Source organism: Arcicella rosea (genome assembly GCF_040543805.1).
GTDB classification, from domain to species: Bacteria; Bacteroidota; Bacteroidia; order Cytophagales; family Spirosomataceae; genus Arcicella; species Arcicella rosea.
On record NZ_JBEUMS010000020.1, the window covers coordinates 1 to 13,800 of the forward strand.

The 13,800-nt window shown below is 33.6% G+C and carries 13 protein-coding genes and 1 rRNA gene; 7 read left to right on the plus strand and 7 right to left on the minus strand.

All coding sequences use genetic code 11. The features are described from left to right. Positions 1-101: ribosomal RNA gene (gene rrf, locus ABID42_RS21340) — 5S ribosomal RNA — on the plus strand; the annotation flags it as partial. A gap of 354 nt (positions 102-455) precedes the next feature. On the opposite strand, the gene ABID42_RS21345 is transcribed toward rrf, so the two are convergent. Next, positions 456-1,793 (minus strand): MFS transporter, encoded by a 1,338-nt coding sequence (locus ABID42_RS21345; protein WP_367285390.1) that lies wholly within the window; start codon positions 1,791-1,793, stop codon positions 456-458. A 214-nt stretch (positions 1,794-2,007) separates the two neighbouring features. Between ABID42_RS21345 and ABID42_RS21350 the strand changes: the two genes are divergently transcribed. Further along, on the plus strand, positions 2,008-3,393 hold the full coding sequence (locus ABID42_RS21350) for a BamA/TamA family outer membrane protein (protein ID WP_367285391.1): 1,386 nt from the start codon (positions 2,008-2,010) through the stop codon (positions 3,391-3,393). Positions 3,394-3,553: 160 nt separating this feature from the next. Here ABID42_RS21350 and ABID42_RS21355 read toward each other — a convergent pair whose 3' ends face one another. Both ABID42_RS21355 and ABID42_RS21360 read right to left on the minus strand, forming a co-directional pair. Next, positions 3,554-3,994, minus strand: coding sequence for a LytR/AlgR family response regulator transcription factor (locus ABID42_RS21355; protein ID WP_367285392.1), 441 nt, complete (start codon positions 3,992-3,994; stop codon positions 3,554-3,556). 113 nt (positions 3,995-4,107) lie between these two features. Continuing rightward, the gene (locus tag ABID42_RS21360; protein ID WP_323689629.1) at positions 4,108-4,779 is read right to left on the minus strand and encodes a response regulator transcription factor; all 672 of its coding nucleotides are present in this window, start codon (positions 4,777-4,779) and stop codon (positions 4,108-4,110) included. Between the two features lie 209 nt (positions 4,780-4,988). Here ABID42_RS21360 and ABID42_RS21365 point away from each other — a divergent pair, with 209 nt between their 5' ends. Continuing rightward, complete coding sequence (locus ABID42_RS21365) at positions 4,989-5,561, plus strand: hypothetical protein (RefSeq protein ID WP_323689630.1); 573 nt, start codon at positions 4,989-4,991, stop codon at positions 5,559-5,561. 65 nt (positions 5,562-5,626) lie between these two features. On the opposite strand, the gene ABID42_RS21370 is transcribed toward ABID42_RS21365, so the two are convergent. Then, positions 5,627-6,691, minus strand: a complete 1,065-nt coding sequence (locus tag ABID42_RS21370) for a branched-chain amino acid aminotransferase (protein ID WP_323699201.1) — start codon at positions 6,689-6,691, stop codon at positions 5,627-5,629. Between the two features lie 196 nt (positions 6,692-6,887). Further along, a complete protein-coding gene (locus ABID42_RS21375) occupies positions 6,888-7,436 on the minus strand; it encodes a cob(I)yrinic acid a,c-diamide adenosyltransferase (protein WP_323689632.1) in 549 nt (182 codons plus the stop codon). A 258-nt stretch (positions 7,437-7,694) separates the two neighbouring features. Here ABID42_RS21375 and ABID42_RS21380 point away from each other — a divergent pair, with 258 nt between their 5' ends. Both ABID42_RS21380 and ABID42_RS21385 read left to right on the plus strand, forming a co-directional pair. Beyond that, a complete protein-coding gene (locus ABID42_RS21380) occupies positions 7,695-8,207 on the plus strand; it encodes a DUF1648 domain-containing protein (RefSeq protein ID WP_323689633.1) in 513 nt (170 codons plus the stop codon). 3 nt (positions 8,208-8,210) lie between these two features. Beyond that, the gene (locus tag ABID42_RS21385) at positions 8,211-9,443 is read left to right on the plus strand and encodes an S-adenosylmethionine:tRNA ribosyltransferase-isomerase (protein ID WP_367285393.1); all 1,233 of its coding nucleotides are present in this window, start codon (positions 8,211-8,213) and stop codon (positions 9,441-9,443) included. Positions 9,444-9,541: 98 nt separating this feature from the next. Here the strand turns inward: ABID42_RS21385 and ABID42_RS21390 are convergent, their stop codons facing one another. Then, positions 9,542-10,816, minus strand: a complete 1,275-nt coding sequence (locus tag ABID42_RS21390; RefSeq protein WP_367285394.1) for a replication-associated recombination protein A — start codon at positions 10,814-10,816, stop codon at positions 9,542-9,544. A gap of 117 nt (positions 10,817-10,933) precedes the next feature. On the opposite strand from ABID42_RS21390, the gene ABID42_RS21395 reads away from it, so the two are divergent. After that, entirely contained in the window at positions 10,934-12,076 is a 1,143-nt protein-coding gene (locus ABID42_RS21395; protein ID WP_367285395.1) for a DEAD/DEAH box helicase, read from the plus strand. A 347-nt stretch (positions 12,077-12,423) separates the two neighbouring features. Here ABID42_RS21395 and ABID42_RS21400 read toward each other — a convergent pair whose 3' ends face one another. Further along, positions 12,424-13,191 carry a biotin--[acetyl-CoA-carboxylase] ligase gene (locus ABID42_RS21400; protein WP_367285396.1) on the minus strand — a complete coding sequence of 256 codons (768 nt, stop codon included), beginning with the start codon at positions 13,189-13,191 and terminating at the stop codon, positions 12,424-12,426. 114 nt (positions 13,192-13,305) lie between these two features. Here ABID42_RS21400 and rsfS point away from each other — a divergent pair, with 114 nt between their 5' ends. Then, positions 13,306-13,692 (plus strand): ribosome silencing factor, encoded by a 387-nt coding sequence (gene rsfS / locus ABID42_RS21405; RefSeq protein ID WP_323689638.1) that lies wholly within the window; start codon positions 13,306-13,308, stop codon positions 13,690-13,692. The last annotated feature ends 108 nt before the right edge of the window (positions 13,693-13,800 follow it).

Consider the following 13,800-nt stretch of genomic DNA (forward strand, 5'->3'; position numbering starts at 1 on the left):
TAGGACTGGTGTTCACCTCTTCCCATCTCGAACAGAGAAGTTAAGCCCAGTTCCGTTGATGATACTGCAATCATATGCGGGAAAGTAAATAAACCCCAAAAATATTAAAAAAGGTTCTTGATAGTAATATCAAGAACCTTTTTGCGTTTGAAAGATATTGGGAAACTTGATTTTGTAAAAGAGAAGAATTATCTTTAAAAGTAAAAAATCCCTACAATGAAAAGAAAACTACACTTAATCATGATATATTTCAGCTATATCATCATCCCCTGCAATGGATTTGCGCAAAAACAATTTAGATATATTGATGGATATTCTATCAATAATCTTCGGTTACTAAAGTTTTTTAATATAAACACAACACCTTTATTTTAAGGGTATTAGTTAATTATAACATATTTAAAAAGCCCAGCACAATGCCGAGCTTTTTTTAAAATTTTAATCTTTATATTGTATTAATGTCCACCGCCACTTGTAGGAATTCCCATTCCTTCTTCTATCTTTCCAGATTTCATGAGCATCGTTGCACCACATGCAATTAATAAAAATATACCTGCAAAAGTAATAGCTTTACCAGAATCATTATCTAAAAAGTGTTCTAATACATATCCAAAAGTAAGGTTTTGAATGATCATTGGAATCACAATCATCATATTAATTATCCCCATATACACACCATAACGTTCTTTGGGTATTTCTGAAATTACCATTAAATATGGAATGCCCATCATACTTGCCCAAGCTACTCCAAAGCCTGTCATTGGTGCAAATAGTAGGTATTTATTTTCAATGTGTGGAAAAAGCATTAGACCAATACCAGCAATAAGCAAACAAATGACATGTACTAATTTGGGAGAATACTTTTTGGCAAGTCCAACTAAAGCAAATGCAGATAGAAAAGTAGCAATATTATACCATCCGTTAACTAAACCTGTCCAACCAACTGCTTCTTCATATAATTGCTTGTCGCCCATTGGAGACGTATGCCAAACAGATTGAGCAATACTCTTAGAGGCATTTTGCCAATAACAAAATAAGGCATACCATTGAAAAAGATATACTAAAGATAATTGCCACATTACTTTGGGCATGTCTTTAATAGCTTCAGATATTTCAATGAACGGTGCAAAAATTCCTCCTTTATGCTGTTCCATAATCATTAATTCTTCAGGGCTTGGTGGAATTTCTGGAGTTTTAGACATCGACCAGAGTACTGAACCAATTGAACAAACAGAACCTAAAAAGAATGAACCAAATACCCAATATGGAATACTTCCATGCTCGCCTGGAATAAACTTTTGAAAAATAAATAATGAAATATTCGCTAAGGTAATCCCTAAACCTGTAAAAAAGCTTTGAGAAAGAAACCCCGTTGCTTGTTGCTCTGCTGGTAGCTTATCTGCAATAAATGCTCTATAAGGCTCCATTGCAGTATTATTTCCTGCATCAAGTATCCATAGTAAGCCTGCAGCCATCCATAATGAACTACTGAAAGGGTAAATAAATAGTGCAATGCTACAAAGTAACGCTCCAACTAGAAAATAAGGTTTGCGCCTCCCCCAACGTGGATGCCATGTTTTATCGCTCATAGCACCAATAATTGGTTGGATTAAAAGTCCAGTCATTGGACCTGCTAAATTTAAAAGAGGAATTTCATCTGGACTAGCGCCTAAGAAATCGTAAATGGGATTGATAGCACTTTGCTGCAAACCAAAACTATATTGAATGCCAAAAAAACCTACATTCATATTAATGATTTGAGAAAATGATAATCTTGGTTTGATAATATTCATAAATATTGCTTAATAAAAACGGTTAATTTTACTTACAATAATACTAATTAAATTAGAATAATTTATATTTTTCTGAGCTACTTAGCACCAATTGAAGAGTAAATTTTCTTTAGAATCAATATGAACGGTTATTTTAAATTAAGAACTATTTTATGAATGTTGAGAGTGTAAAGAAGAACCTAAATTCTTTAGAATAATTGATTAACTTTGATTTATGCTACTTTTTACTTTCCTTTTTTCCCTGATAAATCCTCATCTAAAACCTATTCAGGTAGATTCATTTGTGGTAGTGAATGAAATTATTCTTCATGGAAATCATAAAACAAAAGAAAATATCATCCTTCGTGAGCTTGATTTTAAAATAGGAGATACTTTATTGAAGAATCAACTTTCAAAGCGTTTAGAGTTAAATCGAAGGAAAATCATCAATACTAATTTGTTTGTTTCTGCTGAAATTCAAACAGAGATAAGTAATGAAGGACAATTGAAAATGATGATTAATCTTCAAGAGCAATGGTTCATTTTGGGTTATCCAGTTTTTCAATTAGCAGATAGAAATTTTTCGGAATGGTGGAGTCGTGGATATGATTTTAGGCGAACAATTTATGGAATTGATTTGATTCACAGCAATTTTCGAGGAAGAGCTGAAAGATTATCTTTACATCTTGAAAATGGTTTTACTAAAAGAGTAGATTTTAGTTATAGAATTCCCTACATCAACAAAGCTCAGAAGACGGGCTTAGGAATGAGTATTTCGTATATCACTAATAAAAATGTAGCTTTTAGAAGCCTCAATGATACACTTTTTTACTTTCGCAGTAAAGATGAAATCATGAGAGAGCGTTTTTCGGGAGCAATTTTCTTAAAAAAGCGTTTTGCTTTTTACGATAATCATACAATTGAACTGAGGTTTAACCATATTTCAATTGATGATACCATTAGAAAACTTAATCCAAATTACTTAGCAAGTAATACTAATCAGCAAATTTATGGGCAAATAAGTTATTACTTTAATTATGATTTCAGAGATAACGTTACTTATCCATTAAGAGGTAAACGATATGAATTATTGATTAATAAACTAGGAATTTTACCTAATGACGATATTAATCAATTAGAAATTACTGGAGATTACTCATATTACAAGCCATTATCTAAGAAATGGTTTTTGGGAATTAATCTTGAAGGAAAATTATCTTTTCCCAATCGTCAACCATTTTTGAATACTCGTGGTTTGGGTTATGGAGGAGATTTAGTAAGAGGTTACGAGCTTTACGTTGTAGATGGGAGTAAATATTTGTATGTTAGAAATAACCTAAGATATGAGTTGCTAAACAAGAGTTTTTACTTAAAATTTATTCGAATTAAACAATTCAATAAAATTCCATTAGGTCTGTATCCCAACATTTTTAATGATTATGCTTATGTTGAAAACCGCTTTGCAGCAGAGAATAAAAGTAATCTTGCCAATAAATTGATATATGGTTATGGTGTTGGGCTTGATGTAGTTACTTATTACAATTTAGTGCTTCGTTTTAATTATGCAATTAATAGTAGCAATAAGAAAAATTTTGTATTCAGTATGGGACGAGAATTTTAGCGTGGCTATAAAAAGACAAAGGAGACGTTAAAAACATCTCCCTGTGCAAATTAATAGTTCTACACCTATTATCTTAAATATTTTTGAAGGTAGGATTTGAAAAACGTGGGGTAACATAAATCACCCCCGTTTCATAAATACCTAACCACTAATTTCTTTTTTAATTTATCCGAAAGTTACCAAAATATCTTCTAGCTTTTTCAATAAAGTCTTTTTTCTTTCTTCTTGAGATTGAAATTTTACTTCCATCTCTTAATTGAACGAACATTTCTTCTTTGACATCAAACTGAGCGATATAATTAAGATTGACTGTAAAAGATTTATGAATCCTTACAAACATTTCGCCGTCTAATTTAGGTAAAAAAATCTTCATTGTTCGTGAAACCAACAATTTTTTTCCATCTGTAAAGTGAAACATTGTATAATTTCCAATTGCTTCAAGATGACTAATGTCTTTCCAAGCTACTATAATATTTTTTTTACATGAAATCGTTAAAATGATATTCGACTCCTTGTTGAAAATAGGGTCTCGTCTAAAACTGAAATCATGACTTAGGTTATTAATTAGATATGAATTGCTTGTTAATGACGGACTTGCCATGATAGTTATTTAGTTTAGGTTGATCCATAAATTTGTTCTATTGCATGGTTGGGTTCTTATTACAAAAGTAGAGTGAAAATTAATAGCTGTCAATCACATGATAGGATGATATATTACACAATTCTTTCATGAATTGCTTTCGCTACAGCTTCTGTTTGTGAGTGAACATGTAATTTATCATATATCTTTTTGATGTGAGAACGTACGGTATCAATACTGATGCTACATTTATCTGCAATCATTTTATAGCTATTTCCCTTTACTAAGAGGTTTAAAATCTCACTTTCTCGTTCTGTTAATTTATAATCATTATTTTCTGTTACTTTCTGTTGAATTGGCAACATTTGTAACACTTTGCGAGCAATGCTAGAGGTCATCGGTGCGCCACCATTGTTGGCATCTTGTATGGCTTCAAGAAGTTTGACTGGTGGAGTTCTTTTCAAAAGATAACCAACCGCTCCAGAACAAATAGCTTCGAAGATATTTTCATTGTCTTCAAAAACGGTAAACATTACCACATTCACTTGTGGAGCTAATTGTTTGATGATTTTGAGACCTTTTAAACCATTGGCCACAGGCATATCAATATCCATCAAAACAACATCAGGTTTTAATTCAACGATTTGCTTGGCTACTTGTTCGCAGTTAACAAAAGCGCCTATTAGTTCAAAACCAATTGAACCTGCAAGGAGTACCGAAAGGCTTTCTCGTAAATCAGGATTATCCTCGTAAACTACGATTTTGATAGAAGTTTGAGTCATTGGTTTGATGAAATTTAGAGTCATGATATTGAAGATATTTACCTGAAATGCAAGATTAATTGGGTAGGGAGTAGCATATTTCAATATTAAAATTAATGTAATATTACAAAAAAATAAGTTTAGGTAATATCACATGATTGGGTGATGAAACTTATATCATCAATCTGAATGTGGTAGCTAGTCGGAAAGTTTTCGTATTTTTGTGATAAGAAACCTTAATAAAAATTCATTCCGTGAAAAAAAATAACTTTTACTTCCTTCTCTTTTTTGTTTTGTTAATTGCTTGTCAGGAAAAAAAAGAAAGTACTCAAACAGAAAGCAACGCTTCGGTTAACGTAACAGAGGGTTCGTCTGCTTTAGAAAATTATAGTACAATTTTTCAGGCGATTCTTAAAACCGATGCTGGAATGGCAAGAGGTGTAAAAATTGGTGATAATATTGATACGATTAATGAAACGACATTGCCTTCGGAAACGCCAGCAGAAAATGGGAAAAGTTTCACAGAGTATTTTGATGACACAGATTTAAACTTTGCTGATATTCTCTACGTAAAAAGTCCAGAGAATAAAGTGGAAGCTATTACGATTGATGTTTATATTGAACGACAAACTGCTGTGGATAGTTTAATGAATGAGTTCAAAGGCTATTTTGAAACGAAGTATGGCAAAGGAGTAAGCAAAGATAAATCAACAATTTGGCAGTTAGCTGATGGTAATAATAATGTATTGATTCAGAATGTAAGTACAGAAAAAGACCCTGGACTAAAGATTGTTTTCGCTAATAAAGCTGATAAGATTTTACAATAAGTATTGATACAAAAAGAGCCTTCAGATTATCTGAAGGCTCTTTTTGTATCAATTGTATCAGAAAATTATATTTTCATAACCCATCCACGTGTATCAGCTTTTTTGCCTAAACGTGTATCATTAATTTCTTCAAATACTCTTTTCGAGAAAGCATCTTCTGTACGTTCAGGAAGTTGATAATCAACACCTTCAAAACCGATAGTAGCAATAGGAGCAATTACAGCGGCTGTACCTGCACCAAAAGCTTCAGTTACTTTTCCAGCTTTAATACCTTCTACTAATTCTTTAACTGAAAGCTGTCTTTCTTCAATTTTCATTCCCCATTCTTTTGCTACTTGTAAAACTGATTTACGAGTAATTCCATCAAGAATTGTATCGCCAGTCGGTGCTGTTACTAATGCTCCGTCAATTACGAACAAAAGGTTCATTGTACCTGCTTCTTCCACAAAAGTATGTGTAGCGGCATCAGTCCAAATAATTTGGTCGTAGCCAGCATCCATCGCTAATTTAGTTGGATACAAAGAACCACCATAATTACCAGCATTTTTAGAAAAACCAACACCACCATGTGCCGCACGGATATATTGTGTTTCAACACGTACACGTAGAGGTTTTGAATAATAAGAACCTACAGGACAGTTGAAAATCATAAACTTATAAGTTTTTGATGGACTTACTCCAACGTATTCATCTGTCGAGAACATAAAAGGACGAATGTACATCGAACAACCTTCTTTGGCTGGAATCCACTCAGCATCTAAACGTAAAAGTTGTGAAAGCCCTTCCATGAAAATATCTTCAGGAATTTCTGGAATACACATACGGACTGCAGATTTGTTGAGACGCTTCCAGTTTTCTTCCGGACGGAAAACTAAAATTTCACCCGCAGCATTTTTGTAGGCTTTCATTCCTTCAAAAATTGCTTGTCCGTAATGTAGAGACATCATTGCTGGAGAATATGAAATTGGGCCATAAGGCAAAATTTGTGGCGTTTGCCATTCTCCGTCTTTAAAATCAACCATTAACATGTGGTCGGCAAAAGAACGTCCAAAAACAAGGTTGTCAAAATCAACCGAATCAATCCTAGATTTTTCAATCTGATGGATATCAATCTGCAAAGTATCTGTCATAATTTTAAAATATTATCTGTTATTCTTTAATATTGTTAGCTGTGAGCTACGAGCTTTCAGTCATCAGCTTTCATTTTTTCTCAATAAAGTCTTTAATCTTGTCTCTTTTGTCTTGTTTCCTTAAGTCCCAATTCTTTTGTCTAAAATCTTGCTTCTTGTCTCTTAAAGTCCTAAAGTCTTCTAGTCTCAAAGAAAGTCAAACTCTCGGTTTCCAAGCTATTTCTTCAACTTCAAGCTCTTTTGCCATTATTCGACATAATACAAAAAGATAGTCAGAAAGTCGATTCAAGTATCTGATTATTAATTCATTTACTGTTGATTCTTCTGCAAGTCGAAGTACAATTCTTTCTGTTCTGCGACAAATAGTTCTGGCTAAATGCCCAAATGAAATGGATTGATGACCACCCGGTAAAATGAAATATCTCATAGGTTCTAATTCCTTATCCATATTATCCATTTCATTTTCTAATAGCTCAACGTCGCTTTCTAGTAAATCAGGTAAACGTTTTTTACTTTGTTCTGGCTCAGAAGCTAAAATAGAACCAATTGTAAATAATCTATCTTGAATTTCTTTTAAAATATCTTTACGTTTTTCGTTCACTGCTTGGTCACGTACTAAACCAATGTATGAATTTAATTCATCAACTGTGCCATAAGCCTCAATTCTAAGTGCTGTTTTTGATACTCTTGTTCCTCCAACTAATGAAGTTGTACCTTTATCGCCAGTTTTAGTGTAAATTTTCATACATTTTATTCATATTCTGGGCGATTAATGCCCTGAAATCGTTCATTTTACAAAGCTAAATTTTTTTCAGAAGTTTTACTCATTAAACATGAAAAAAATAATTGTTATGACAACTATTTTTCTTTTTTATATCACCCTGAAAAAGGCTCAAGACTCGTCACTTTGAGCTTGTAGCTATTTTATTCTTGATTAATCACTTGTTTCATTAGAAATCCTGCCTTTTCTAGCGTAATTTTGCACCCTGAAACAACATTAGCAATGAGTATAGAATTTTTCATTTCCAGAACTTGGCGTTATTTATCAATTTTAGCCTTCGTACTTGTATTATTATTTACTTATCGTGGTTTGCCAGATACCACCGCTGTTCATTTTGGACCAAATGGTAGAGGAGATGGATTTTTACCTAAAAATCAGGTTTTCTATCTTTTTGCTGGAGTAATGTTTGCTTTCAACATTCTTTCTGTTTTGTTAGCAAACAATGTAAAACGTATTCCTTTATTGGCTTTTCAATGGATTCCGAATAAAAAATGGTTGAAAGGTGGTAATCAATTAAATGCTGCAATTGTCAATTGGTTAAACTTTTTGCCTGCTATCGTCAATACTTTTCTTTTACTTATTCTGAGAGCTTTGTTGATTTTGAACGACGAACGTACTTTCCAGACAGATTATACTTATTTGTTAGTAATCGGAATTGTTCTGATGATGGCTTGGATATTTTATTTGCCAATCAAATTGCTTTTTACTAGTCCAAAAATTGAAGAAGAAGAGTAATTGATGAATATTCAAGATTTAAAACTTGCTGATTATACTTATGATTTGCCCGACGAGCGAATTGCCAAATTCCCTTTAGAAAAGCGTGACGAATCTAAACTACAAGTATATCAGCAAGGAAAAATTACGCATACGGTTTTTCATAAAATCAATGAGTATTTGCCTGAAAATACATTGTTGGTTTTTAATAATACCAAGGTAATTCCTGCCCGAATTCATTTCCAAAAACTTACTGGAGCAGTCATTCAGATTTTTCTGCTGCATCCTGTCGCACCCACTTCTGTCATTAATTTGGCGATGGAAGTAAACGATACTTGCGTTTGGGAATGTATGATTGGGAATAGAAAGCGTTGGAAAAAAGAAGATATTTTATCGAAAATTCTAACAATTTCTGGTGAAAAAGTAGAAGTAAAAACCAGTATTTTTGATTTTGAGAGTAATCAAGTACAACTTTCTTGGCAAGTAATTTCTGAAAATCCAGAAAATTTCACACCTAAATTTGTGGATATTATTCAAGCTTTGGGTGAAATTCCATTGCCTCCTTACTTGAATCGTGAAGCCGAAGAAGCTGATTATGAAACCTACCAAACTGTTTATAGCGAGAAAAAAGGAGCAGTAGCCGCCCCAACGGCAGGTTTGCATTTTACAGATGAAGTACTGCAAAATCTTTCAAATCAAGGAATTAAAGAAGAATTTATAACACTTCATGTTGGAGCTGGCACATTTCAGCCCATCAAAGTTGAAAATATTGTTGAACACAGAATGCACAACGAGCAAATTGTGTTCACAAAAAAGAATATTGGAATTTTACTCGAAAATATCGGAAATACCATTCCTGTTGGCACAACTTCGATGAGAGCTTTGGAGAGTTTGTATTGGTATGGCGTAAAACTGACGAAGGATTTTTCAAGTACTTTTTTTATCGAAAAATTAGATCCTTATCAAAATCCTAGTGAATCTTTGCCAAGTCCTGAACTTGCTTTAAGAACGATTTTAGCAAAGATGGAAGCGACTGGCGAAACCGAAATTACAGGTGAAACCGAAATTTTTATTTTTCCGGGTTATCAATTTAAAATCTGCAAAGGCATTATTACCAATTATCACCAACCAGAAAGTACTTTGATTTTACTCATCGCCGCACTCATTGGCGAAGATTGGAGAAAAGTGTATGCCGAAGCAATGGCAAAGGATTGTCGTTTCTTGAGTTATGGTGATTCTTCTTTGTTATTGCCTTGAGTAATTGTCATAATTAGTTAAGATTTGTCGATTGCTCAATAAATTGATATTCAGATATTTGAACTCATAATTCAGTATTCACAATTCAGCACTCATACTTAATAATCATACTCTTCGTCCCAATCTTGCCGAAGTTTTTGTTTGATTTTTTCTTCCGCAGGATTTTGTTGTGGCTCAAAAAACTTAGTATTTTTTACTTCTTCGGGTAAAAATTGCTGTTTTACAAAATTGCCTTCGTAATTGTGGGCGTACTTGTAGTTTTTTCCATAATCTAATTGTTTCATCAGTTTGGTTGGCGCATTTCTGAGATGTAAGGGAACTGGTAAATTTCCCGTTTCACGCACCATCGCCAAAGCTTGGTCAATCGCCAAATATGCAGAATTACTTTTGGCAGAAGTAGCCAAATAAATCACCGTTTGCGAAAGTACAATGCGGGCTTCGGGCATTCCTACTGCACGAATCGTTTGAAAACAAGTATTTGCCATTAATAGTGCATTCGGGTTTGCCAAGCCAATATCTTCTGAAGCTAAAATCATTAATCTTCTTCCAATAAATTCTATGTCTTCACCACCTTCCAACATTCTTGCGAGCCAATAAACGGCTGCGTTGGGGTCGGAACCACGAATGGATTTGATAAAAGCCGAGATAATATCGTAATGTTGTTCGCCGTCTTTGTCGTAAAGTGCAATATTTTGTTGAAGTTTTTCTACCACCATTTCGTTGGTGATTTCCAAACCTTCGCCCACAGGAATAAAATTGCTGACCAATTCCAAAATATTGTATAATTTTCGTCCGTCGCCACCCGAAAACTGTAAAATGGCTTCGTACTCTTTTACAACGATACCACGATTTTTCAAGAAAATATCTTTCTCTAAAGCCTGATTGATTAAATAAATCAATTCTTCTTTTACCAAAGGCTTCAACACATAAACCTGACAGCGAGAAAGTAAAGCAGAAATTACTTCAAATGAAGGGTTTTCGGTTGTAGCTCCAATCAAAGTAATAATTCCTTTTTCAACTGCACCGAGGAGTGAATCTTGCTGAGATTTTGAAAAACGATGAATTTCATCAATGAACAAAATAGGAGAGGGCGTATCAAAAAACTTTTGTTTTTTCGCCATTTCAATTGTCTCACGAATGTCTTTTACTCCCGCACTTATGGCAGAAAGTACATGAAATGGACGCTTCAAAGTCTGAGCCACAATACTTGCCAAAGTAGTTTTTCCAACGCCCGGAGGTCCCCACAAAATAAAAGAAGGAATTCTGCCTGATTCTACGGCACGACGTAAAACGGCTTTTTCGCCTACTAAATGTTGTTGCCCGACGTACTCATCAAGCGTTTGTGGACGCATTCGTTCGGCTAATGGTTGCATAATTGTATCGTTTATTCAAAGGCAAATATACATTCATTTGAGGACGCTTCTGCAATGCAAAGCTTTGTGGAAAAGAAATCTTATCTTTGTAAGATATTTTCATTCAAAAATAATTACATGACTTTCGCATCACTTGGTTTATCAGAATCTCTTTTAAGAGGCATTACCGCACAAAATTATTCCGAACCTTTCCCGATTCAGCAACAAGCTATTCCTGCAATTTTGGCTGGAAAAGACATTCAAGGAATTGCTCAAACGGGTTCTGGAAAAACAGGGAGTTTTGTGTTGCCGATTTTAGAAATGTTTCAGCGTAAAAGTCCAACAAGAAATTTACACTTGAAAGTACTGATTTTGGTGCCAACTCGTGAATTAGCGATTCAGATTAAAGAAGTAATAGAATCTTTTGCGATTCATTTAAAAAATCCTGTGAAAACAATTGCTGTTTTTGGTGGAGTACCTTTGAATCAGCAAATGGTGACGCTCAAAAATACCGAAATTTTAGTAGCTACGCCTGGACGTTTGTTAGATTTGGTTTCTACACAATCTATCAATTTAGCCAGAATAGAAACGTTGGTGTTGGACGAAGCCGACAAAATGTTGGATTTGGGTTTTAAAGATGAAGCCAACAGTATTTTTAAATTATTACCGAAAAAACGTCAGAATATTTTGTTTTCGGCAACTTTGGATACTGATTTAGAAACAATCAAAGAAGCGTTGTTGAGCGAACCTGTGAAAATTGAAATTGAGCCAGAAGTTCAGCATCTCGACCAAATTAATCAAATCGCTTATGCGGTAAGTCCAGAAAGAAAAGGCCCATTTTTACGATATTTAATCAAAACGCAGGCGATGCAACAAGTATTGATTTTTGTATCTGCCGTAAGAACTGCCGATAATTTGGTGGATAAATTGAAAAAAAATGGCATTAATGCCGCTGCCATTCACAGCAAAAAAACACAAGGAGCAAGAACGGAAGCTTTAAGAAGTTTTAAAGCTGGAAAAACCAATGTTTTGGTAGCTACTGATTTGGCTTCTCGTGGTATTGATATTCAGTTTTTACCAGTGGTGATAAATTATGAATTGCCACGCTCGCCCAAAGATTATGTTCACAGAATCGGAAGAACAGGACGTGCTACAAACTCAGGTGATGCCATTTCATTGATTTGTCCAGAAGACCAACATCACTTTCATATCATTCAAAAAAAGATGAAAAGAAGAGTAGAAATTATAAGTACAGAGGAAATTGAATTAGCGAAGTTTTAAGTAATAATTCATAGAATCAATCATCTTATGGGTTGGGTAAAACTTGTGATAAATACTATTTTACTTATTACATAAGATGATTGATTTTCAGCTTTTTGAAGAACCTTTAGCAAACGCACTATAAATTAAAATAATTTATTAATGTATATGGTTATTTCAAGATTTTAATTATATTTGATAGATATTTACAAACTAACCACACGTAAAACCCTTAATATGCCATGAATCTCAAATCAATGCTTCGCATTTTGTTTATCAGTTCTCTGGTAATTTTTTTAGGATACATTTTTTTGAAAAGCTTCGATTCATTTGCACATCACGTCTTAAAAAAGCATTAACTGCTTTTGTTAAATTACAAATTCCACTTCTTTAAAACCAAAGTATTCGATTAAACCATCGGATTCAATTCCTAATTGTCCAGTTTCATCAATCCCAATTATTTTTCCTACAAATAATTGTCCGTTTTTCCTGAAATGATGGAATTCTTCTATTCTAAACAGATTAGACAAATACCTGTGTTTTAGTGTTTCATAATCTCCGTTTTTAATGGTCAAATAATTTTTCTCAATACATTCCAAAAGACTAGAAAGTAAGGCTGCTAAATCATATTTTAGCGGATTTGTCGTTACGTTCCTGAGCGATGTAGCATTTGGTACTGGAAAACTAGCTTGATTAATATTAAGCCCAATGCCAATTACTGAATAACCAATTTGATAACCTTGTAGGGTATTTTCAATTAAGATTCCCCCCATTTTTTGATTTTGGAAATAAATATCGTTTGACCATTTTACTTTTAGGTCTTCGTCTATATATTCCGACAAACAATCTAAAACACCAAGCGATACCGCAACATTGAGTTGAAACTGTTCGCTAGCTTTTAAAAAATTAGGTTTCAGAATTAAAGAAAACGTTAAATTTTCGCCAATAGAGGCTTCCCAAACGTTTCCTCTTTGTCCACGACCAGCAGTTTGATTGTCAGTAATTATGACCATTCCTTCAAAAACGTTTGTACCCGACTGAATTATTTCAGCCGCTATGTCGTTAGTAGAATGACAGACTGGCAGGTATTTAATTGTTTTGCCAGTAAATAATGTATTGGGTTGAATTTTGTACAAGGTTATTTTGTAATTTTAAAGTTCAAATTATTTTTTGTGTTATTAAGTGATGAAGTTATGAGATTTCTCTCTAAACATTGTGACAAACACTTGTGAATTTACAAACAGCAAAGCATGACAGAAGTTAAATTAAAAAAAGAAATTAGTTCACAAGAACTTAGCCAATTGGTGGTGAAAGGGATGCAGGAAAGAAAGGCAACCAATATTGTAGTGATGGATTTAAGAAAAGTGAAAAATGCTTTCACTGATTTTTTTGTCGTTTGTTCTGGTAATTCTGATACACAAATTGATGCTATCTCTGAATCTGTAGATAAAGAAGTATGGGAAGCCACTCGTACAAATCCTAGAAGTATGGAAGGCAAAGCCAACCGAGAATGGATATTGGTAGATTATTATGATGTAGTTGTACACGTATTCAAAAAAGATCGAAGAGAATTTTACAAACTCGAAGAGCTTTGGGGTGATGCTGAATTTACTTATATCGACGATGATGCCGTTTAAAGTAATCATATTCCTTCCATAAATTTATCATACCACTTTTCATGTATAACATAAGTTAGAAACAAAGTTATCCAACCTTGTGTTTTCATTACAGATAATCCAAGTTTA

What these genes read in the sequence shown, in the direction of transcription:
- ABID42_RS21345 (WP_367285390.1), bottom strand. Translation starts at nt 1,793, where the DNA reads ATGAATATTATCAAACCAAGATTATCATTTTCTCAAATCATTAATATG.
- ABID42_RS21350 (WP_367285391.1), top strand. Translation starts at nt 2,008, where the DNA reads ATGCTACTTTTTACTTTCCTTTTTTCCCTGATAAATCCTCATCTAAAA.
- ABID42_RS21355 (WP_367285392.1), bottom strand. Translation starts at nt 3,994, where the DNA reads ATGGCAAGTCCGTCATTAACAAGCAATTCATATCTAATTAATAACCTA.
- ABID42_RS21360 (WP_323689629.1), bottom strand. Translation starts at nt 4,779, where the DNA reads ATGACTCTAAATTTCATCAAACCAATGACTCAAACTTCTATCAAAATC.
- ABID42_RS21370 (WP_323699201.1), bottom strand. Translation starts at nt 6,691, where the DNA reads ATGACAGATACTTTGCAGATTGATATCCATCAGATTGAAAAATCTAGG.
- ABID42_RS21375 (WP_323689632.1), bottom strand. Translation starts at nt 7,436, where the DNA reads ATGAAAATTTACACTAAAACTGGCGATAAAGGTACAACTTCATTAGTT.
- ABID42_RS21380 (WP_323689633.1), top strand. Translation starts at nt 7,695, where the DNA reads ATGAGTATAGAATTTTTCATTTCCAGAACTTGGCGTTATTTATCAATT.
- ABID42_RS21385 (WP_367285393.1), top strand. Translation starts at nt 8,211, where the DNA reads ATGAATATTCAAGATTTAAAACTTGCTGATTATACTTATGATTTGCCC.
- ABID42_RS21390 (WP_367285394.1), bottom strand. Translation starts at nt 10,816, where the DNA reads ATGCAACCATTAGCCGAACGAATGCGTCCACAAACGCTTGATGAGTAC.
- ABID42_RS21395 (WP_367285395.1), top strand. Translation starts at nt 10,934, where the DNA reads ATGACTTTCGCATCACTTGGTTTATCAGAATCTCTTTTAAGAGGCATT.
- rsfS (WP_323689638.1), top strand. Translation starts at nt 13,306, where the DNA reads ATGACAGAAGTTAAATTAAAAAAAGAAATTAGTTCACAAGAACTTAGC.